We start from the raw sequence: 20,483 nt of genomic DNA, 5'->3' as shown, positions 1-20,483 counted from the left end.
TTTTGCGTCACCGCGGCGGCATTCTCAGCGCGCCATCGAGACGGATGACTTCCCCGTTCAGCATCGGGTTTTCGACAATGTGACGCACCAGTGCCGCATATTCCGAAGGTCGCCCAAGCCGCGGCGGAAAGGGAACGGAAGCGCCGAGAGCATCCTGAACGTCTTGCGGCATGCCAGCCATCATCGGCGTCTCGAATATCCCAGGTGCAATGGCCATGACCCTGATTGCATGACGAGCCAGTTCTCGAGCCGCGGGCAAAGTCAGCGCTGCCACGCCGCCCTTGGACGCTGCGTATCCCGCCTGCCCGATCTGCCCCTCGAAGGCCGCGACCGACGCGGTGTTGACGATGACGCCACGCTCACCGGTTCGACCGGGCTGTTGCCTGGCCATGGCATCGGCTGCAAGTCGCAGCATGTTGAACGTACCGACAAGGTTGACTGTGACCGTTCTGGCAAAGCTCTCCAGGCTGTGCGGCCCTTCGCGGCCGACGATCTTCTCACCGGGCGCGACGCCTGCGCAATTGACGAGAACATCGATACGGCCGAACGCGTCGATAGCCGTGCTCACTGCCCTCTCACCGTCTTTGGGGTTAGCCACGTCGGTGAGAGCGAAACGGGCAGCATCACCCAATTGAGCCGCCAGCGCCTCCCCGCGGTCGGCGTTGACATCCAGTAGTACCGCGCGCGCACCGGCCTCCACCGCCATGGCGGCTACGGCGGCGCCGAGCCCGGAGCCAGCCCCGCTGATCAGGAAAACGCTGTCTTCAAGCTTCATGCTGAATGATCCTGCTTTTGATGTGCATTGATTTTTTCGATCTCCGCCTTGCGGAGCAAGAACCGCTGGATCTTGCCGCTTGGCGTCTTGGGCAGTTCAGAGACGAAATCCACCAGGCGCGGATAAGCGTGGGCAGACAATCGCCTCTTGACGTATTGCGCCAGTTCCTCGGCAAGATCGGGCGTCGCCTCTGCATTTTTGCCGAGCACGACGAACGCTTTGACGATTTCCGTCCGCTCCGGATCGGGCACCCCAATCACCGCCGCCTCGACCACGGCACTGTGCTCGATCAAGGCGCTTTCGACATCGAAAGGCCCGATGCGGTATCCGGATGAGGTTATCAGATCGTCTTCACGGCCGATGAAGCTGATCGAGCCGTCAGCTTCCGCTTCTACCGTATCGCCTGTTCGATAGAAGCCACCGGAGATAGCCGGTGTGTCCTGTTGAAAGTAGCCCTTGAACCACATCAACGGAGAATTGGCGATGTCCACCGCAAGCACGCCCGGTTGATTGGGACCAACTTCGCGACCCGCGTCGTCAAGCACGGCAACGCGATAGCCCGGCATGGCGAAACCCGCTGAACCGGGACGTACGGCATGGTCCAGCCCGTGGTGATTGTTGACCACCATTCCCGTCTCGGTCTGCCCGTAATGATCGTAAATGGGTGCGGCCAAGTGTGTCTTAAACCAGCGGATGATCTCCGGGTTCAAGGGTTCGCCAGCGCTGCTGACCACACGCAACTGCCCTTTCGCAGCCGTTGCGGCTTCCTCGCCTGCCGCGATGAGGAGACGGAAGGCGGTTGGCGATCCCGCGAGGCTTGTCACGCCGAGCCGGTTGATGATGGTGTAGGTGCTCTCTGCGGTAAAACCGCCCTCGTACAATATCGTCGCGCACCCCAACATCAACGGCCCGGCAACGGCATAATACATGCCGTAGGCCCAGCCTGGATCGGCGATATTCCAGAAGACATCGTCCTCGCGCAGATCGATGGCGTAGCGCATATAGGCGGAGAAGGAGGCAAGGGCGCGCATCGAAACCGGAACACCCTTGGGAAGCCCCGTCGTGCCGGACGTCGACATCATCATGAAAAGATCGTCGCCCCGTCCGATCACGGGATCGAAAGTGGAACTGCAGGCTGCCAGAGCACCCCGAAAATCAATTGTGCCGTCGATGCTCGGCTCCTCTTTATCCCGCGCGATCGCAAGGAGAGGATGGTTCGGTATCTCGGAAAACTTCGAAGCGTTGGCCGGATTGGTCACCACCAGCCGGGCACTGCTCATCTTCAAACGGTGTTCGATCGCCTTCGGCCCGAAGGCTGTGAAGAGCGGCTGGTAGACGGCACCCATACGCCATGCGCCAAGGATAACCGTGATCAAGTCGACGGTGCGCGGCAGCATGCCGGCGAGCACATCTCCCTTTCTCAGCCCTTGGGAAACGAAGAAATTCGCTGCGCGCGCCGACATGTCGCGCAATTGCTCGAAAGTATATTCGCTGAGCACACCCTTGGTCGAGACGCAGCGAAGCGCGATTCTGTTGCTGCCAACATGCCTGTCACAGCACTCCACGCAGGCGTTGATGGCAGTCTCGATATCCCCGGCTAGTCGCCCGGTGGCCTCGCTCAGCTGAAACGCCGATGCCTCGGCAGCATAGCTGCACTTCGTCTTATCGCCATGTGACTGCAGCACGGCATCCTCCTCCTCTATCGACCCGCCGCATAAAGCGTCTCCTCCGGGTAAAGGAAAAATCTAGCAAATCGAGACTTGCAAACAATGGCAGTCATGAACATCATGAATGATCGAAAATACAATGTTGGGCATATCCCATGCTTGAGCGCCGCATGATCTCGTCAGGCTTCGTCGAAGATGCCCTTGACTGCTTGCGGCAGCGAAACATCGACCCATCCCCCACCCTGGCGCGGGCGAATATTTCACTCGACAACGCCGCCGATGTGTCGAATGAGCAATATGGCACGCTGTGGCTTGAGGTCGCGGCTCAGTGTCAGGACGAGTTTTTCGGCCTGGGCGCTCGGCCCATGCGGCCTGGCAGCTTCAAGCTCCTATGTCATGCTGTTTTGCATGCGGGGACGCTGGAGCGTGCTCTCAAGCGCGCGCTGATGTTTCTCAACATCGTGCTTGATCACCCGACCGGTGAACTTCGCTATCAGGATGGGCAAGCGGAAATCATTGTCGTGAGCGCTGATGCACCGCGTCCGGCATTTGCCTATCGAACCTACTGGCTTATCCTGCTCGGCGTTCTTTGCTGGCTGATCGGGCGACGGATCCCGCTACGGCGTGTGGATTTCGCCTGCGCTGCCCCGGTAAACCGTCGTGACTATCTCCAGTTCTTCGGCGCGCCGGTGCATTTTGACACGTCGGTGACACGGCTCGTCTTCAATGCAAGCTACCTTGCGCTGCCGACGATCCGGGATGAAAAATCGCTGAGGAGCTTCTTGCGCGGGGCGCCTGCCAATATCCTGCTGCGATATCGTCACGACCAGGGTCTGGCCACACGATTGCGGACACGCTTTGAAATGTCGAGTACCGAGGACTGGCCCGACTTCGATACCTTCGCCCGTGAGATGAAGCTGTCACCCGTAACTTTGCGACGAAGGCTGAAAAGCGAGGGGCAAAGCTTCCTCGCCATTCGTGACGATATTCGTTACAAGCGTGCGCGCGATCTGATGGGTCTTCAGACCTTGAGTGTGGCTGAGACTGCAGCGCGGCTGGGCTATGCGGAACCGAGCGCCTTCCACCGCGCCTTTATAAAGTGGTCCGGGATGACGCCCGCTGCTTTTCGGAAGTCTGCATTGGGAGGGCACAACGACGAGATCGACCGTGACGGGCGCTCAACGGTCGACGATTAGATGGGAAGGACGTCCTCGTTCTTCACCACCTCGATGATCACAGAGCTCTGCATCTCCCTGACACCGGGCAGACTGACGAGCTTGCTCTGCATCAGATGCTGATAATGCTCGATATCGCGCACCACCACCCGCAGCAGAAAGTCGAAGTCTCCCAAGACGAGGAGCGCGATTTGAATCTCCGGGATGGCGCGCACTGCCCGCTTGAACGCCTCCAGCGCTTGAGGTTCATGCGCCTGTAGTTTGATCCTCACGATCACGAGTGTATCGAAGCCGAGACTTTTGGGATCGAGGATCGTCCTCTTGCCCTTGATCACGCCGGCCTCTTCCAGTGCCGCTATCCGCCTTGAGCACGGAGACTGGGAAAGGCCCGCGCGTTCGGCGACTTCCGTGACCGTGAGATTGCCGTCCGTTTGGATCGCCCGCAGGATTCTCAAATCGGTTTCATCGATTTTCGGCATGAAAAACTCTCAAAAGCCAAGACAGTTAGCTAGTTCAGCCAATAGTGAAGCCGAAGTGAGGTCAGAAAGCAAACACCATCTCCTGAATCCCGGTTAGCCTGGAACAATGGCTTAGGGAGGAAACGGCCATGCCTGACATCTCGACGACAACCGACGGTGAACATCCCGCTGTGCCTGCTCAGGACGCAGCCAAGCGGAGCCGGCTTCAGTTCCCGCATCCACCTGCACGGCCAGACCAGCCTGCGGATTTTTCGGCGATCGTCGTTCCGCCCGCGGGCATCTTGCCGGTGCCGCCTCTGAATATCAGCGCCAGTGGCTGTCGCGATCTTGCTCTCGGAATGGTCCGTATCCTGGACGAGAACAATAGGCCTGTCGGCCCATGGGCCGACTATCTTGGCGAGGTTTCTGCCGACAGGCTGCGGCAGGGTTTGCGCGACATGCTCAAGATGCGCGCGATCGACAAGCGGATGCTCAACGCGCAGCGACAGGGTAAGACGTCCTTCTATGTGCAATGCACTGGCGAGGAAGCTATAGGATGCTCCTTCCAGCGAGCGCTTTCCCAAGGCGACATGAATTTTCCGACCTACCGCCAGCAGACGCTTCTTGTCGCGGCGGAGTACCCGCTGGAGCAGCTGATGGGCCAGCTTTATTCCAATCCACTGGACCCGCTGAAAGGTCGGCAATTGCCGGTCATGCACTCTGCCAGGGATTATGGCTTCTTCTCGATCTCAGGCAATCTTGGCACGCAATATGTTCAAGCCGTCGGTTGGGCAATGGCCGCGGCGCTGACCGGAACGGGCAAGATCGCCGCGGCGTGGATTGGCGATGGCGCTACCGCTTCCAACGACTTTCACAGCGCGCTGCTCACGGCCTCTGTCTATCTACCGCCCGTCGTCCTCAATGTCGTCAATAACCAATGGGCAATCTCCACCTTCACCGGCGTGGCTGCCGGCAAAAGCGAGACATATGCCGCCCGCGCACTGGGTTACGGCATTCCAGCACTTCGCGTCGATGGCAACGATTACCTGGCGGTGATGGCGGTCTCGCGTTGGGCAATCGAACGAGCGCGCCAGGGACATGGACCGGTCCTCATCGAGTGGTTCACCTACCGCGTGGGGGCCCATTCGACTTCCGATGATCCGAGCGCCTACCGCCCCCGCGACGAGGCGCGCGCCTGGCCTCTCGGAGACCCCGTCGACCGCCTGAAGACGTATCTGATATCGCGCGGCGACTGGTCGGAGGAGCGTCATGTGCAGGCAGAAGCCGAAATCCTGGATGAGGTGATTGCCGTCCAAAAGGCTGTCGAGGCGCACGGCACATTCGTCGATCCGCAGCCGATTTCCCCGTCCGAGATTTTCCTGAACGTCTACGCGGAGATGCCGGAGCATCTGCGACGACAGCGCCAAGAAATGGGGTACTGACATGGCCCGCATGACGATGATCGAGGCGTTGAGGAGCGCCATGGATGTGAAACTGGCCGACGATCCCTCCGTCATCCTGTTCGGCGAGGATGTCGGCTATTTCGGCGGCGTGTTTCGCTGCACCTCCGGGCTTCAGGCTCGTTACGGCGAAGAGCGCGTGTTCGATACGCCGATCAACGAAAGCGCCATTGTCGGTCTTGCGGTGGGCATGGCGGCACAGGGAATGCGCCCCTGCGTCGAAATCCAGTTCGCCGACTATATGTATCCAGCCTACGACCAGATTACCCAGGAGGCCGCACGCCTGAGACACCGCTCCAACGGGCAATTCACCTGTCCGCTCGTGGTGCGGATGCCGACAGGCGGCGGTATTTTCGGTGGCCAGACTCATAGCCAAAGTCCGGAAGCCCTGTTCACCCACGTGGCAGGGCTCAAAGTCGTCATCCCCTCAAATCCCTACGACGCCAAGGGCCTTTTGATCGCAGCCATCGAAGACCCGGATCCGGTGATCTTCCTGGAGCCGAAGCGCATCTATAACGGCCCCTTTTCCGGTGATCCGCATGCCAAGTCGATGTCTTGGGCGGCACATCCGGCGGGCGACGTGCCGGAAGATCATTACAGCATTCCCCTCGGCAGGGCCGCCATTTGCCGGCACGGTTCGGATGTCACCGTGCTGGCCTATGGAACCATGGTCCATGTGGCGCAAGCGACCGTCGATCAGACTGGCATCGACGCGGAAATCATCGATCTGCGCACACTTCTGCCACTCGATCTCGCCACCGTGCGTTCATCCGTCGAAAAGACCGGCCGCTGCGTCGTCATCCATGAAGCGACCCGGACCAGCGGCTTTGGCGCAGAACTGATCGCCGAAGTTCAGGAGGCCTGCTTCTGGCACCTGCGCGCGCCTGTGCTGCGCGTCGCCGGCTGGGATGCACCTTATCCGCATGCGCTGGAATGGGATTACTTCCCTGGTCCTGAGCGGATCGCGCGCGCGTTGAAACAGGTCATGGAGGCATAGATGACGATCAGCAGCATCAAGGTGCCAGATGTCGGCGAGGGCGTCGCAGAAGTCGAAATCGTCGTTTGGCACGTCAAGCCAGGCGACCTCGTCCGTGAGGACGATCTGCTCGCTGACGTGATGACGGACAAGGCAACGGTGGAAATTCCCAGCCTCTTTGCCGGAACGGTTGTCGATCTCGGCGGAGCGGTTGGCGAAACCTTGGCGGTGGGCGGCGTTCTTTGCCGGATAGAACACGCGGGCACGGGTGTTGAGCCCGAAGTCAGGAACGCCGTAAATGCTGGAGAGAGCGCCGAAACCGCCTTGGAGCTGAGCCTGGTAAAGCCCAAGCAGGAACCCACGCCGGACATCTTAAAGCCCGCGAAAGCCGAACCGCCTACCGCCCAAAAACCTCCAGCCGGAATACCAAGCGCCCCACGCCCGGAAGGCCAAGCACCCCTCGCCTCGCCCGCGGTGCGCGATCGAGCCCGCCGCGCCGGCATCGATCTGCGGACGGTACCGGGCAGCGGCCCTGCAGGCCGGATTACGGATGCCGATCTCGACGCCGTCTTTGCCGCAAGCTCAACGCCGCCATCCTCTGCTTCCACGCGGCAGCGGAAGGAGGGCACGGAGCGCATTCCCGTGATCGGTCTTCGGCGCAAGATTGCCGACCGCATGGCTTTGGCCAATGCCCGCATTCCCCATATCACCGTGATCGAAGAGGTTGATGTCAGTGCGCTGGAGGATCTGCGCGCAACGATGAACGATGAGCGAGGCAAGCGACCGAAGCTGACCCTGCTTCCCTTCCTGGCCGCGGCGTTGAAGCGCGCCTTCATCGATCATCCGGAGATGAACGCGCATTTTCTCGATGATGAAGGCATCATCGAACGGCACAACGCCATTCACCTCGGCATTGCAACGATGACGCCGAACGGGCTCGTCGTGCCGGTGCTGCGCAACGCAGAAACATATGGCCTTTTCGGCGCAGCAAGTGAAATCGCCCGACTGGCAGACGCCGCGCGCCAGGGCAAGGCGACGCGCGAGGAGCTGTCCGGCTCCACCTTCACGATCACCTCGCTGGGACCGCTCGGCGCTCTCGCCACGACGCCGATCATCAACCATCCGGAAGTGGCAATCCTCGGAGTGAACCGAATGGCGGTCCGGCCGATGTGGGACGGCACGCAATTCGTGCCCCGGCGGATGATGAACATTTCGGCAAGCTTCGATCATCGGGTCATCGATGGCTGGAATGCCGCAACTTTCATCCAGCGGCTTCGTGCCTTGCTGCAGACGCCGGCGCTGATCTTCATGGAGGATGACGCATGACAGCGAGAGCCTGCAAGGTGCTGATCATTGGCGGCGGGCCCGGCGGCTATGTTGCGGCCATCCGCGCCGGTCACTGGGTCTCGATACGGTTCTCGTCGAGGAAGGTGCGGTTGGCGGTACATGCCTGAATGTCGGGTGCATTCCCTCCAAGGCGCTCATCCACACCGCTGAGGTGTTTTCCGGCGCAAGCGCGCTGGCAGTCGACAACCCGTTCGGTATCACCTCAGTCGCGCCTCAAATAGATCTCGCCCGCGCGGTCGCCTGGAAGGACGGGATCGTTTCGCGCCTCACGGGGGGCGTTGCAACACTCCTGCGTAAGGCGCGGGTCAATGTCTTGCAGGGACGAGCCCAGATCATGGACGGCAAGACCGTCGGGGTGACGGCAACGGACGGCACGGTCGAGACGCTCCGCTGCGAAAACCTCGTGATCGCCACAGGCGCGCGCGCCCAGACCATACCCACTCTGCCCTTCGGCGGCGACATCCTGTCCTCGACCAAGGTGCTGGCGCTCGAAACGGTACCGAAGCGCCTTTGCGTGGTGGGTGGCGGCTATATCGGGTTGGAAATCGGCACTGCCATGGCCAAGCTTGGCGCGCAGGTGACGATTGTCGAGGCGGCCCCGCAACTTCTGCCGCTTTATGACGACGATCTCATCAAGCCTGTCGCCAGGCGGCTGGCTGCGCTCAATGTCCAAGTTCTCACCCAGGCACGCGCGCAAAACTACGCCGACGGGCAGCTTGAAGTGATGGTGGGAGAGACGCGCAAGCTCATTGCTGCAGACAAGGTTCTCGTCACGGTCGGTCGCGTACCGAACATCGACGGCTTCGGGCTGGAAACGCTCGGGCTCGACCGCAACGGAAAATATCTCGCTGTCGACCAGCACTGCCGCACCTCGATGCGCGGTGTTTATGCGGTTGGCGACGTTACTGGCGAACCGATGCTTGCACATCGGGCGATGGCGCAGGGGGATCTTGTGGCACGCGTCATTGCCGGAGAACCGGTCGTCTGGGACAAGCGTGCCATTCCGGCTGTTTGCTTTACCGACCCGGAGATCATCGTCGTCGGTCAGTCGCCCTCGCAGGCAGGCAATGCAGGTGTCGCAGTCTTTCCCTTCGCGGGCAATGGCCGCGCAATGACGCGGGACCGGGATGACGGCTTCGTCCGCATCGTTTTCATCCGGGAAAGCGGACTGGTTCTGGGGATTCAGGCAGTCGGCACCGGCGTATCGGAAATGGCCGGACAGTTTGCGCTGGCGCTCGAAATGGGCGCGACACTCACCGATATTGCAGCGACCATCCAGGCCCATCCGACGCAATCGGAGGCGGTACAGGAGGCGGCGCTGAAGGGGTTGGGCATGGCGCTGCACGTCTGAAAACGTAGTGGCCCAAGCATTGTTGGACAATCGGTGCGAGATGGATACCTGTCCGGCACCTGATGTCGGCGAAGCTGAGTGCCTGCTCTCGATCGTCTAACAGGCGATGCGCCTATTGCTCCGCAAGAAAGCCGGCAAGAACCTCGTTGAACCGCACCGGTGCCTCGATGAAGGAAAAATGGGCTCCTCCGTCCGCTTCTTCGAAGATCACAAGTTGAGACCCTTTGATCTGCGCGTGAATCCATTCCTGTGAGCGGGGATTGACGTGGCTGACGCGCCCGCCAATTACCAGCGTCGGCCGGTCGATGCGAGCGAAGATGTCGCTCCAGTCGATCGAACAATGGTCGACGAAAAGATCTGCGATATGAACGGCGTTGACGCGAAGGTTCTCCCGCAGCAGCCAGGCCTTCAGATCCTCCGGGATGCCCTTGGTGATCATGCCGTCCAGGAAGGCGCCGCGCGCCGCAGCACCTTCAGCACCCTTGATCTGCTCTGCGATGGCGACCATCGTGGCTGCGTCGAATAGGGCGCCGGCATTCAGGATATCCTCATCGCTCATGCCGGCCTGCCGCATAACCGTTGCTGGCTCGTCAATGAGGATCAGCTTGTTGATGAAGGACGTACCAAAGATATCTATCATCGCCCAGAGGACGGAAGCACCCATCGACCAGCCAAGCATCGTGGCGCTTTCGATCTTCTCGTGTTTCATCAGCTCCATGATATCCGCTGCGAAGCGGAAGATACGAAAGCCGCGTGCGGCATCCGGCGACCTCCCATGGCCACGAAAATCTACCGCGACCACGCGGTGGTTTGCCGAGAAGTGTTCGATCTGGTGCCGAAACATCGCGGCCGATTGCGACCAGCCCGGCAGCATGACAAGCGCTGGCCCTTGACCCACGTCCGTATAGGCCAGGACGGCGCCGTCGCTGGTTGTGAAATTCTTCTGCATGTCTGCTCCTCCCCCTGTTGTTCTTCGTGGCCGGCCTCCCTGACCCGCCTGTTGGTGATCCACTTTTTCAATAGCGCATGAAGCCGCCATCTACATTCAATGTGACGCCCGTTATGAAGCTCGCCTCATCCGAGGCCAGGAAGGCAACCGCTCCGGCAATGTCGTGTGGCTCGCCAGGTCTTCCGACGGGTATCGTCGAGATGATCTGCTCTCTCTGCGCATCGGTCAGCGTCGATGTTAGCGCAGTATCGGTGAGACCGGGACAGATGGTGTTGCAGGTCACGCCGGAGCGGCCGGCCTCCCGGGCGATCCCCTTGCTAAAGGCGATGACACCTCCCTTTGCCGCGGCATAGCAGCTATTGCCGAACATGCCGCCGCCCTGTTGGCCAGCGATGGACGCAATGTTGATGATGCGGCCCCAACCGGATGCGGTCATGTCCGGTAAAAAAGCCTTCGTCAGCAAAAAGACCGCCGTGAGATCGATGGTCACGAGCCGCTGGAATTCCTCAAGCTCTACGGTCTCGACCGGACCCGTAGACACGACACCGGCATTGTTCACCAGAATGTCGATGCGTGCGTGCTCATGCCTCACATCCTCGGCCAAGCGTAGGACATCGCTTGGCTGACCGAGATCGACCGCAGCGAAGCTCGCCGAACCGCCCGTTCCGACAATCCGTGCGACGCCATACCCACCGGCGGCAAGGTCGATGTCCGAAATGATGACATGGGCACCCTGCCCCGCAAGCCTCTCAGCAATGGCAAAGCCTATGCCCCGTGCAGCACCGGTTATCAGTGCCACGCGCCCATTCAGTTCTCGTTGCATGCTTCCTCCGGCAGCGATACCATCGCCAGGCCCCAGTCTCCTCGAGACAATGATTAGGATTGAGACGAACGGCGGGCAAACGACTTCTGGTTTCTCGGCCGTTAAGCGGAGCTTCACAATGACACGTCTCAGCGTTCCCTTGAGCGCCCTCGAAATTTTCGCTGAGGCGGGCCAGACATGCTCGTTCCGAGTTGCCGCTGAACATCTCGCCCTGTCGACAAGCGCGGTCAGCCAAGCGGTCCGAAAACTTGAAGAGCGCCTGGCTTGTCCACTGTTTCGGCGCGTCGGAAACGGGCTGCAACTGACTGTGGAAGGCGAAAACCTGCTGAAGCATGTGGTGAAGGGTTTCGATGAAATGCGTCTTGGACTGCAGTCACTCACCGACGCGCGGGATATGCCCATTTCGATCTCCAGCCCGCCGGGACTGGCAAGCCAACTTCTCCCCGTCGTCGTACAATCGCTTCTGGCCGAGAAAATCCGCGACATCAGGATCGTGGCGGACGAGGCGCCGGACTTCAAACGTTACCGGGATTTCGACGTCGCCATCCTCTATGGGGAGCCAGCATCTAAAATCCACGATCTGGAGTCATTAGGGCCGGATGTCTTCACCCCTGTTTGCGCTCCGAGCCTCAAGATGCGCCTGCAAAGCGCCAGCGATCTGGCCGACTGCGCATTGATCGTTAACGAGACAAACGCTGTCACATGGAACGACTGGCTTGAACTCAATGGCATCGCGACGACCAAGGTGAACTGGCTCAGATTCAATCGCGCCTCTCAGATCATACCGGCGGCCCTCTCCGGCTTCGGCATCGCGCTGGAGTCGCTCCGCGTCCTCGCGCCGCAGTTGGAAACCGGTGAACTCGTCCGCTGCGATCTGCCCGGCACAAGGGCCATCGCGCGCGACCTGACATTCCTGCATGTCACCAAGCGGCAGGATCGGGTCGATCGGGTCCAGAAGGTGGCGGACCTTATCCGGGCGGAATGCATGACGAACAACGATGGCTCGCGACGTGCCTTTTCAGGGTAAGCGGCAGAGCCTCGAAAGACAAAGCGATCCGATCATGGGAGTGGGTTGACCACCCGCAAGCGTCGCAAAGTTCGTGATGTGCGACAAATCCCGACATCGTCTTCATCACATGCAACGTTACCTCAACGTGACCGGCAAAGCGCCTAGACAGGCGGATGTTGACAACCGTCATGCTGGTTGCGGTCGTCGCACAAGGCGGTCGAGGCGCACCATAATCATCGACTAAGTCTGCTGTTTGCAGCTATCGATTGTGTCCTCTGAGCATCATCATCCGCAAACTGTCACGAGGGCGGTTGGCAGCGGAAGATTTCTCCGCTACAAAATCGACACCGCTGCAGATCGAAAAAGGGAGGCGTTGCATGACATATACATCCATCGAAACCTTCCCGTGCGGAATGATCCGACGTTAGGTCATTTCAATTCGCGGCCCGCTTAAGGGTTCGCGGCAGGCGGCTTCAACAAGCCCTTTAAAACACCACCGATCTGCCGGGACTATGTCGTGTCCTGTTCCGGCTTCATCTTTCAACTGTCTATTATGGAGCCGGCTTCATCTGATGGCCGGACTGTTTCAATGGCTCGCAAGAAGCTCGACTTCCGCGCCGATGCGTATCGCAACGTGCTCGGCTTTGTATTTCGTCAATGGACGCACCGTCCTGCCCTGGTCGGGGGCATCATTGTCCTGGTTGTTGCCAGCACACTGGCAGAGGTTCTCGTTCCGGTCTTCTCCGGCCGGATCGTCGATGCGATCGCCGGTGGCAACGCGGCCGATGGCGCTCTTCGCGCCTTCCTCGTCGTCACGACTCTCGGTCTCACCAGCGTCGTGCTGCGCTGGTTCATCTATAATGGCATCATCCGGCTGACGCTGCGTATCATGGTCGATGTGGCCAATAGCGGCTTTCACAAGGTGCAGCGCTTTTCCACCGACTGGCATGCCAATAGCTTCGCCGGCTCGACGGTGCGCAAGATCACGCGTGGCATGTGGGCGCTCGATTCACTGAACGATGTGCTGCTCATCGCACTGCTGCCATCCATCGTCATGCTTATTGGCGCCAGCATCGTGCTTGGCAGCTACTGGCCCGTCATGGGGCTGATCGTGGCCGCGGGCTCGCTGATCTATATCGGCGTCACAGTCTTGCTTTCGATGGGCTACGTGTCGCCTGCCGCCAAGCTCGCCAATGCCTGGGATACCAAGCTCGGCGGGGCGCTTGCCGATGCCATCAGTTGCAACTCCGTGGTCAAAGCCTTCGGTGCGGAAGATCGCGAGGAATCGCGGCTGAGCCATGTTCTGGCCAAATGGGACAGTCGCACCCGGCGCACATGGCGCCGCGGCACCGTGAACGGCACCATCCAGGGCTTTATGATGGTCTCGATGCAGGCGGGCATCCTCGGCACCGGCCTCATCATGTGGGAGCGCGGACTGGCGTCCGCGGGCGACATCACCTTCGTGCTGGCGATGTTCTTCGTCCTGCAAGGATACCTGCGTTCGGTTGGGCAGGACATCCGCAACCTGCAGCGTGCGGTCAACGATATGGAAGAATTGGTTTTGCTCGACAAGACACCGCTCGGCATAGAGGACAGGCCCGGCGCAAAGCCGATTGCTATCGGCGATGGCGAGATTGTCTTCGACCGCGTTACCTTCCAGTATGGCGCCCACCCCACCCCGCTCTACGACACGTTTTCCGTCGCAATCAAGCCCGGCGAACGGGTTGGCTTGGTCGGTCATTCCGGCTCCGGCAAAACGACCTTCGTCAAGCTCATCCAGCGGCTCTACGACGTCAACTCCGGCACCATTCGGATCGACGGGCAGAATATCGCAGAGGTGACCCAGGCAAGCCTGCGCGGCCAGATCGCCATTGTCCAGCAGGAGCCGATCCTCTTCCACCGGACGCTTGCCGAAAACATCGCCTACGGCAGACCGAACGCATCGCGACGCGAGATCGTCAACGCGGCAAAACAGGCAAGCGCGCATGATTTCATCATCAGCTTGCCCAAAGGCTACGAGACGATGGTGGGGGAGCGCGGTGTCAAGCTGTCAGGTGGGGAACGTCAGCGCGTCGCCATCGCTCGCGCCTTCCTGGCCGATGCACCCGTGTTGATCCTGGACGAGGCGACGTCAAGCCTCGACAGCGAGAGCGAAATGCAGATCCAGCAGGCGATGGAGCGCCTGATGGAGGGCCGCACAACGCTCGTCATCGCTCACCGCCTGTCCACGGTCCGCGCACTCGACCGTCTTCTCGTGTTCGACAAGGGCAAGATCGTCGAGGAAGGCGACCACACGTCGCTCGTCCGACTGAAAAACGGAATCTACCGTCGCCTCTTCGAGCGGCAAGCGCTGGAACTCACAAAGGGACTGGCGATGTAACGGAGGTGCGTGGTTCTAAAAAGCCTGCTCGGTGTGGGCTCTTTTCACAGGCCACAGCTTGTTGAGATCATGCACGAAAGGACCCGGAGCCGCCTCCGCAAACGCGGCTCTGGTCTTTTGCCCGAGTGCGACTGCTTCAAAAGAAGCACAAGCTTTCAATCGTGAAGTTACTGCTGAAGGGGTGAAGACGCTGGGCGCTATACTTGGGATCGCGCGGGACACGCTGGAATGACCATTGTCAAGAATTTAAGCGACAAGCTTCTTCCCGCGTCGTATGGTGCTCCGCACCCAACGGATCGTCGCCATTTTGCAGACTGATCGCGGTCAGCAGTCGAGGTTTCCGTGTGTCAGCTATTTTGAAGAACAACGTAAAGCAGTCGGGCAACGGACGGCGGCCAATGATATTTGCTCATGGCTATGGATGCGACCAGCAGATGTGGCGACTGGTCGCGCCGGCTTTCGAGGATCGTTTCAATGTCGTCACGTTCGACCATGTCGGCGCTGGAGGCTCCGATCTATCGTCCTACGATCGCCAGAGATACTCAAGCATTGACGCTTACGCCGACGACATTGTCGATATCGGTCGCGAACTCGACTTCAACGATGCCATCATCGTTGGTCATTCTGTGAGCGCGATGATTGGAGCACTGGCCTCCATCAAAGCGCCGGAGATGTTCTCCAGCGTCGTGATGGTCGGCCCTTCGCCGCGCTACATCAACGACGGATCCTATATCGGCGGTTTTGAACAAGAAGACATCGACGAATTGCTTGCATCGCTTGCCGAAAATCATATTGCCTGGTCCAATGCGATGGCGCCCACAATCATGGGCAACAGCGACCGTCCAGAGCTTGCCAGCGAACTTGCCGACAGCTTCTGTCGGATGGACCCTGAGATTGCCCGAACCTTCGCCCGGGTAACGTTTACCTCCGACAACAGGGCAGATTTGCCCAAGGTGACGGCGCAGGTGCTTGTCTTGCAGTGCCGTGACGATATCATCGCCTCAGAGAATGTGGGGCGCTACGTCGCGGACGCGATCCCGCATGCGCAGTTCGTCATGCTTGATGCCACGGGGCACTGCCCGAACCTCAGCGCGCCGCAGGCCGTTATATCCGCCATAAAGGGTTTTGTGTAATCGACGCGTCGCTACCCCCTGCCCCTGCCATGGATTATCCCGACGATCTGTTCGAGAGAGCGCCGTGCGGCTATGTGGTGCTGAACTCCCAAGGCATGATGGCGAGGGTCAATCAGACGCTCGCGGAGTGGATCGGCGAGGAAAAAGAAGAGCTGCTGGGCAAACGGATGACGGTCTTGCTGACTGTGGCGGGCAACGTCTTCTACGAGACGAATTTCGAGCCGACCCTGCGCTTGCAGGGATTTTGCGAAGAGATCGCCTTCGATCTCAAGACGAAGAGCGGCAAGCGGCTTCCCGTGACGGTGAGTGCAAGGGGCAGGCTTGGCGGCGACGAGGCAGGTGTGACGCTCGTCACGGTCTTTCGCTCCGTCAAGCGGCGTCAGCTCGAACGAGACCTTCTGCAAGCCAGGCAGGCTGCTGAAAACGCAAAGGAAGCGTTGGCGAACACCAATGCGTCGCTGCGCACCAACATCCGCCGGGCGGTGGGCAAGAAACGTGAAGCGCAACGCGTGCTTCTTGCTGAGCAAGAGACGGGCGAACTGCGCGAGCAATTCGTTGCCGTCCTCGGCCACGATCTTCGCAACCCACTTGCTTCCATCTCAGCTGCCGGACGTGTTCTGGCCCCGGAAGTCACCAGCGAACGCGGCAAGCGAGTTCTTCAACTGATGGCCGGCAGCGTGTCGCGGATGTCGGGACTGATCGACAACGTGCTGGATTTTGCCCGTGGCCGGCTGGGCGGCGGTATCCATCTGATGAGAGATCCAACGTCTCCCATCGCTCCGGTAATCGAACAGGTGATTGAAGAACTGCGCAGCAATGCTCCCGGTCGCGACATTCTTTCGACCTTGCTGATACCGCACCCGGTCAATGCCGATCATGCCCGGCTTGGCCAACTCGTGTCGAACCTCCTCGGCAACGCCATCAGCCACGGTGATGCCAAACACCCGATCTTCATCGATGCGAGACTTGCGGACGACGGAACCTTTACTTTGTCTGTGACGAACAAAGGGAAAGAGATTTCGCCAGACAGGATGGAGCGATTGTTTGAGCCCTTCGTTCGTGGAGACACGCGAAATCACAAGGGATTGGGACTGGGATTACACATCGCATCGCAGATCGCGAGAGCCCATGGTGGTACACTCTCGGCGACATCCCAGAATGGTGAGACGCGCTTCACCTTTATCATGCCGCCTTTCTCTTCCGATGACGACAGTTGATCGGGCTTTCCTTCGGGCATTGATTTAAAGCGGCCTCTCACTCAAGGCTGGTGAACCCTGACGCTCATCCCATGCTTCCATCGACACCACGGCTCGCGCTGAACGCATTTGTCTGGGCTTACCGCGATCCATGTCGCCTGAGCCGTCGCGACGTATAGCGCGTTGAACTATCCGGCATCGGCCACGTTTACGAACGCAACAATGGAGACCTTGCAATGACAAGATTGCTCGTCGCCCTGATCTTCGTTCTCGTATCATCGCAGGCATTTGCCATGAACAGCCTATCCGACCTGACCTGGAAGAAGCGCGTTATCATCGTGTTCGCAGATGCCGGCGACAAGCGACTGGAACGGCAAGTAAAAATCCTCACCGATCAACGCGCTGAGCTTGAAGAGCGAGACCTTGTCGTGATCAGCGTCATCAATGACGAGGCGTCTGCCGCTTTTGGAAATGCGGCTAAGCCTGATGCGGCTGCTTTGCGGGATGAGGCCGGCGTCAAGAAAGGCAGCTTTAAGGTCATCCTGGTTGGAAAAGACGGGGGCATCAAGTTGCGGAGCGACACCGTCGTTCCCGACGTAGAGCTCTTTGACGTCATAGACCGAATGCCGATGCGACAGGCGGAACGTGGCTGACCGCAGGCAAGGCTCTCTGGGATGTCTTCTGTCACGCGAGGCGGTACGTCGTAATCCGCCGATTAACGACGAACTTAGCATGAGGTACATGCTAAACCCTACAGGCACGAAAATCGGACTCGATTTTCGGAAAGCATGACGCGTCGGTTGAAAAAGTAACGCGTTCTTTGTGCGTCCAATAGGACGCACTGCGCTTTGGCGTGATTTACAACTCGGCAGCGCGCCCCCACGACGACGACCGCGATCACTCACCTCCGCAGGAAGACCACAAAAAGGGGAGCGCTGGCATCGTCCGCGCTCCCCTCTCATCCCTGGCAATCAGGCGTTAGTTGGCCGGGCAGTTCGTGTTGCCGCTCATCGAACCCTGGCTGCTGGTGGTGCCGGCCGGGCAGTTGGTGTTGTTGGTGTCACCGTTCGGCGTCTGGGAATTGGTGCCGCTCGTGTTGCCTGAACCGGGTGTCGTCGTGCCGGGCGCTGTGGTGGTGCCAGAACCGGACGTACCAGCGCCGGAGCCACCGCCAGTCCCGGCACCGGTACCTGTACCCGTCCCAGCACCGCCTGAACTGGCGCCAGCTCCAGCACCACCCGTGCCCGCGCCTCCGCTGCCACCAGATCCGCTCCCAGCACCCTGCGCCATTGCCAAAGATGCAAAACTCAAAGCGAAGACCGCTCCCATAAGGATCTTTTTCATCTGCTTTCCTCCAAGCGTCGTTGTTGTTGCCCCAGTCCAACAACAAGGCGGCAAGGCTGTTCCCAAATATATCTTTTGCATGGGAAGGAACAAACTTGCGCGCCTGGACCCGGCGATATCTATCGGAAAATGATATCGACGCTCCGGCGGACTGGCGGAGAGGCCATCAAATGGCTTGTTATCGCTGGCGGAATGTCCATAAGCTTGGGCACACCCTTCCCACCGTGCATTTCATTGATTGGCAAGTGCGCGGTCTTAGAGAATGATCCTGTGCTTCACTCCTTGCGCCACATCCGCGCCCATCCGCAATTGCTGCTTCTGACCTTGATGATTTTCCTTCAGGGCTCCGCCTATGGCTCAACACTTCCCTATCTTTCGATTACGGCAATCCAAGAATTGGGGATGAGCGACCAAGCCTATTCGGTCCTGGTCTTCGTGACATCATTGTGTGCGGTAACGATCAGCGTTTCGCTGGGAATTCTCTCCGACCTGATGGGTGACCGGAGGACGATCATCATGGTGATGGCGGTGATGGGTGCCATCGGTTACGGGGCGATTTTTCTTTTTCCGTCGATCCCGGTATTCATTGCGGCAACTGCAATCATTATCCCGTTTTTCCAGTCGGTGAGTTCGCTCATTTTTGTGAGTGTTCGCGCCGAAACGGCCGGGCTTCCAAGCCGGGACAGCGCCGCGATCAACGCCACCGTCCGGGCTTTCGTATCCGCCGCCTGGGTCGTTATGCCGGCAGCCGTGGGGTTTGCGTTTGCCAGTTCCGCAAACATGATGGGCGCCTGGGGCGTGGCGGCGCTTTGTGCCCTTCTCATATCGTTCTCGTCTGCATTTCTGCCCGCAAGACCCGCGCCTGATCGGACTGCTGGAAAATCGCGCGCAGGGTTCTTCTCTGCGCTCAGCGAGCTTGCAACGCCGTTGATGTTGGCGCGCGCAGTGTCCATGGCGCTGCTGACCGGAACCATAAGGCTCGCCAGCACAGTCTGGCCGTTGATACTCATCTCCGACCTTGGCGGCAAGACCGGGGATGTCGGTATCGTCGCCGGGCTGATTGCTCTATTTGAGATACCCTTCATGCTCATCTGGGCCAGTCTGCTGAAGCGACTGAACATCCTCGTCATTCTGGCGATAGGCGGCTTGCTCTATGCCGCCTTCATGGCCACGCTGACTTTGGCGACATCTCCCTGGCACCTCTATGTCCTGACCATTCCGGCAGCGGCCGGCGCCGCTGCCCTGCTCTCCATGCCGCTCACCTATTTTCAGGATCTCTTTCCGGGAAGACCAGGCCTCGGCACCTCCTTCAACCCCATCAATTCCTTCCTCGGAAACGGCTCGACGGCGATCGTCTTCGGCACAGGAGCGCATCTTTTCGGTTACTCCGGCACGGCATGGCTCGGTGTCGCCATGGCCCTTGCCGGCATATTCGGCCTCGTGATCCTTGAGAAACGACGACCGACTGCGAGTTGATTTGCGCGCGAGCGTTTTTTCGAAAACAGTATCGCTGGCAGGAAGAAGGCTCGCTGACGAAAGCTGCTAGTTTCTATAGTCTCGCAGGTGGTCCACCAGTGCTCGGAGCTTCGGCGCCATATTGCGGCGGCTGGGATAATAGAGATAAAAACCGGGAAAGTGCGGACAGAATTCTTCCAGCACCGGCACGAGTTCACCACGCTCTATCGCCGGTTTGAAGCTCTCTTCCATTCCAAAGCTGATCCCTGCTCCTGCAACGGCCAGCTTGATCATCAGCCCCATATCGGTCGTCGTGACAGTGTCGGCCACCGTCACAGAAAATTCCCGGCCATTCTCCGCAAATTCCCATCTGTACGGCGCGACGTGCGCCGATATCTGCCAGCCGATGCAGCGGCGGCTTGCAAGCTCGCTTGGATGCGAAGGTATCCCGTACTTTTTGAGATACGCCGGCGAGGCGACAGCAATTTGGCGCTGCTCAGCCGACACCGGCACAGCGATCATGTCCTGAGCAATCACTTCCCCCAATCTTACGCCGGCATCGTATCCATGCGCGACGATATCGAACTCATCGTCCGTGACGGTCACATGAAGTTGCACATCAGGATTGGCGTCCAAAAAGGACGCGAGCATGGGACCGGAAAGAAAGCTCTCGGCAATTGATGATACAGCAAGCGTCAATCGCCCTTGCGGATGCCCGGTAAGATTGGCGGCTGCCTCCCACGCAGCTTGCATCTCGATCAGTGCTGGCTGTGCGTCGGAATAGAGCCGCGCACCGGCTTCGGTTAAGGCAACGCTGCGCGTCGTGCGGCTGACCAGAGCGATGCCAAGCGCCTCTTCAAGCTTGCGAATGGTCTGGCTCACGGCTGAACGCGTCACGCCCAGACGATCTGCTGCAGCTCTGAAGCTCTTCTCCTGTGCGACAAGAGCAAAGACAGCGAGTGCATTGAAGTCCGATTGCATTGGT

Annotated in this window: 17 protein-coding genes and 1 pseudogene; 11 read left to right on the top strand and 7 right to left on the bottom strand. The window is 59.6% G+C overall.

All coding sequences use genetic code 11. From position 1 onward, the window contains the following. Positions 1 to 7: 7 nt before the first annotated feature. Positions 8 to 775 carry an SDR family NAD(P)-dependent oxidoreductase gene (locus PVA19_RS12110; RefSeq protein WP_274102636.1) on the bottom strand — a complete coding sequence of 256 codons (768 nt, stop codon included), beginning with the start codon at positions 773 to 775 and terminating at the stop codon, positions 8 to 10. After that, positions 772 to 2,397 (bottom strand): AMP-binding protein, encoded by a 1,626-nt coding sequence (locus PVA19_RS12105; RefSeq protein ID WP_443111638.1) that lies wholly within the window; start codon positions 2,395 to 2,397, stop codon positions 772 to 774. Before PVA19_RS12105 ends, PVA19_RS12110 begins: the two co-directional genes overlap by 4 nt. 200 nt (positions 2,398 to 2,597) lie before the next feature. Between PVA19_RS12105 and PVA19_RS12100 the strand changes: the two genes are divergently transcribed. Beyond that, positions 2,598 to 3,638: an AraC family transcriptional regulator gene (locus PVA19_RS12100; protein WP_274102634.1), complete on the top strand. Its 1,041-nt coding sequence runs from the start codon at positions 2,598 to 2,600 to the stop codon at positions 3,636 to 3,638. Here the strand turns inward: PVA19_RS12100 and PVA19_RS12095 are convergent. Continuing rightward, the gene (locus PVA19_RS12095; protein ID WP_062442149.1) at positions 3,635 to 4,096 is read right to left on the bottom strand and encodes an Lrp/AsnC family transcriptional regulator; all 462 of its coding nucleotides are present in this window, start codon (positions 4,094 to 4,096) and stop codon (positions 3,635 to 3,637) included. The two genes, PVA19_RS12100 and PVA19_RS12095, sit on opposite strands and share 4 nt — an antisense overlap. A 128-nt stretch (positions 4,097 to 4,224) precedes the next feature. Here PVA19_RS12095 and PVA19_RS12090 point away from each other — a divergent pair, with 128 nt between their 5' ends. The 4 genes and pseudogenes from PVA19_RS12090 (at position 4,225) to lpdA (ending at position 9,209) form a co-directional block, all read left to right on the top strand. Next, positions 4,225 to 5,517 (top strand): thiamine pyrophosphate-dependent dehydrogenase E1 component subunit alpha, encoded by a 1,293-nt coding sequence (locus PVA19_RS12090; protein ID WP_274102633.1) that lies wholly within the window; start codon positions 4,225 to 4,227, stop codon positions 5,515 to 5,517. Position 5,518: 1 nt separating this feature from the next. After that, on the top strand, positions 5,519 to 6,532 hold the full coding sequence (locus PVA19_RS12085) for an alpha-ketoacid dehydrogenase subunit beta (RefSeq protein ID WP_274102632.1): 1,014 nt from the start codon (positions 5,519 to 5,521) through the stop codon (positions 6,530 to 6,532). Next, positions 6,533 to 7,837: a dihydrolipoamide acetyltransferase family protein gene (locus PVA19_RS12080; RefSeq protein ID WP_274102631.1), complete on the top strand. Its 1,305-nt coding sequence runs from the start codon at positions 6,533 to 6,535 to the stop codon at positions 7,835 to 7,837. It abuts the gene before it with no gap. Next, a pseudogene (gene lpdA, locus PVA19_RS12075) lies at positions 7,834 to 9,209 on the top strand (dihydrolipoyl dehydrogenase). The gene PVA19_RS12080 and the pseudogene lpdA overlap by 4 nt, the downstream one beginning before the upstream one ends. A gap of 112 nt (positions 9,210 to 9,321) precedes the next feature. Here the strand turns inward: lpdA and PVA19_RS12070 are convergent. Together PVA19_RS12070 and PVA19_RS12065 are read right to left on the bottom strand one after the other, a co-directional pair. Next, positions 9,322 to 10,158 carry an alpha/beta fold hydrolase gene (locus PVA19_RS12070; RefSeq protein WP_274102630.1) on the bottom strand — a complete coding sequence of 279 codons (837 nt, stop codon included), beginning with the start codon at positions 10,156 to 10,158 and terminating at the stop codon, positions 9,322 to 9,324. Between the two features lie 67 nt (positions 10,159 to 10,225). Beyond that, positions 10,226 to 10,981 (bottom strand): SDR family NAD(P)-dependent oxidoreductase, encoded by a 756-nt coding sequence (locus tag PVA19_RS12065; RefSeq protein ID WP_274102629.1) that lies wholly within the window; start codon positions 10,979 to 10,981, stop codon positions 10,226 to 10,228. Between the two features lie 118 nt (positions 10,982 to 11,099). On the opposite strand from PVA19_RS12065, the gene PVA19_RS12060 reads away from it, so the two are divergent. The 5 genes from PVA19_RS12060 (at position 11,100) to PVA19_RS12040 (ending at position 17,352) form a co-directional block, all read left to right on the top strand. Further along, positions 11,100 to 12,008, top strand: coding sequence for a LysR family transcriptional regulator (locus PVA19_RS12060; protein ID WP_274102628.1), 909 nt, complete (start codon positions 11,100 to 11,102; stop codon positions 12,006 to 12,008). 571 nt (positions 12,009 to 12,579) lie between these two features. After that, complete coding sequence (locus PVA19_RS12055) at positions 12,580 to 14,370, top strand: ABC transporter ATP-binding protein (protein ID WP_274102627.1); 1,791 nt, start codon at positions 12,580 to 12,582, stop codon at positions 14,368 to 14,370. 344 nt (positions 14,371 to 14,714) lie between these two features. Continuing rightward, entirely contained in the window at positions 14,715 to 15,503 is a 789-nt protein-coding gene (locus PVA19_RS12050) for an alpha/beta fold hydrolase (RefSeq protein ID WP_274102928.1), read from the top strand. 29 nt (positions 15,504 to 15,532) lie between these two features. After that, on the top strand, positions 15,533 to 16,720 hold the full coding sequence (locus PVA19_RS12045) for a PAS domain-containing sensor histidine kinase (protein WP_274102626.1): 1,188 nt from the start codon (positions 15,533 to 15,535) through the stop codon (positions 16,718 to 16,720). A gap of 215 nt (positions 16,721 to 16,935) precedes the next feature. Continuing rightward, entirely contained in the window at positions 16,936 to 17,352 is a 417-nt protein-coding gene (locus PVA19_RS12040; protein ID WP_274102625.1) for a DUF4174 domain-containing protein, read from the top strand. A gap of 325 nt (positions 17,353 to 17,677) precedes the next feature. Here PVA19_RS12040 and PVA19_RS12035 read toward each other — a convergent pair whose 3' ends face one another. Continuing rightward, the gene (locus tag PVA19_RS12035) at positions 17,678 to 18,043 is read right to left on the bottom strand and encodes a hypothetical protein (RefSeq protein ID WP_274102623.1); all 366 of its coding nucleotides are present in this window, start codon (positions 18,041 to 18,043) and stop codon (positions 17,678 to 17,680) included. A 270-nt stretch (positions 18,044 to 18,313) separates the two neighbouring features. Here PVA19_RS12035 and PVA19_RS12030 point away from each other — a divergent pair, with 270 nt between their 5' ends. Continuing rightward, positions 18,314 to 19,519: an MFS transporter gene (locus PVA19_RS12030; RefSeq protein WP_274102621.1), complete on the top strand. Its 1,206-nt coding sequence runs from the start codon at positions 18,314 to 18,316 to the stop codon at positions 19,517 to 19,519. Positions 19,520 to 19,585: 66 nt separating this feature from the next. Here the strand turns inward: PVA19_RS12030 and PVA19_RS12025 are convergent, their stop codons facing one another. Beyond that, positions 19,586 to 20,479, bottom strand: coding sequence for a LysR family transcriptional regulator (locus PVA19_RS12025; protein ID WP_274102620.1), 894 nt, complete (start codon positions 20,477 to 20,479; stop codon positions 19,586 to 19,588). Positions 20,480 to 20,483: the final 4 nt, after the last annotated feature.

The sequence above is a fragment of the Agrobacterium sp. CNPSo 3708 genome, assembly GCF_028674915.1.
In the GTDB taxonomy this organism is placed as follows: Bacteria; Pseudomonadota; Alphaproteobacteria; order Rhizobiales; family Rhizobiaceae; genus Agrobacterium; species Agrobacterium cavarae.
This window is presented reverse-complemented; position numbering and strand designations above follow the sequence as displayed.

Bases quoted from the DNA above. Each gene is read 5' to 3' on its own strand.
- PVA19_RS12080 (WP_274102631.1), top strand. From the start codon at position 6,533: ATGACGATCAGCAGCATCAAGGTGCCAGATGTCGGCGAGGGCGTCGCA.
- PVA19_RS12025 (WP_274102620.1), bottom strand. From the start codon at position 20,479: ATGCAATCGGACTTCAATGCACTCGCTGTCTTTGCTCTTGTCGCACAG.
- PVA19_RS12085 (WP_274102632.1), top strand. From the start codon at position 5,519: ATGGCCCGCATGACGATGATCGAGGCGTTGAGGAGCGCCATGGATGTG.
- PVA19_RS12090 (WP_274102633.1), top strand. From the start codon at position 4,225: ATGCCTGACATCTCGACGACAACCGACGGTGAACATCCCGCTGTGCCT.
- PVA19_RS12070 (WP_274102630.1), bottom strand. From the start codon at position 10,158: ATGCAGAAGAATTTCACAACCAGCGACGGCGCCGTCCTGGCCTATACG.
- PVA19_RS12110 (WP_274102636.1), bottom strand. From the start codon at position 775: ATGAAGCTTGAAGACAGCGTTTTCCTGATCAGCGGGGCTGGCTCCGGG.
- PVA19_RS12065 (WP_274102629.1), bottom strand. From the start codon at position 10,981: ATGCAACGAGAACTGAATGGGCGCGTGGCACTGATAACCGGTGCTGCA.
- PVA19_RS12045 (WP_274102626.1), top strand. From the start codon at position 15,533: ATGGATTATCCCGACGATCTGTTCGAGAGAGCGCCGTGCGGCTATGTG.
- PVA19_RS12060 (WP_274102628.1), top strand. From the start codon at position 11,100: ATGACACGTCTCAGCGTTCCCTTGAGCGCCCTCGAAATTTTCGCTGAG.
- PVA19_RS12095 (WP_062442149.1), bottom strand. From the start codon at position 4,096: ATGCCGAAAATCGATGAAACCGATTTGAGAATCCTGCGGGCGATCCAA.
- PVA19_RS12040 (WP_274102625.1), top strand. From the start codon at position 16,936: ATGACAAGATTGCTCGTCGCCCTGATCTTCGTTCTCGTATCATCGCAG.
- PVA19_RS12055 (WP_274102627.1), top strand. From the start codon at position 12,580: ATGGCTCGCAAGAAGCTCGACTTCCGCGCCGATGCGTATCGCAACGTG.
- PVA19_RS12100 (WP_274102634.1), top strand. From the start codon at position 2,598: ATGCTTGAGCGCCGCATGATCTCGTCAGGCTTCGTCGAAGATGCCCTT.
- PVA19_RS12035 (WP_274102623.1), bottom strand. From the start codon at position 18,043: ATGAAAAAGATCCTTATGGGAGCGGTCTTCGCTTTGAGTTTTGCATCT.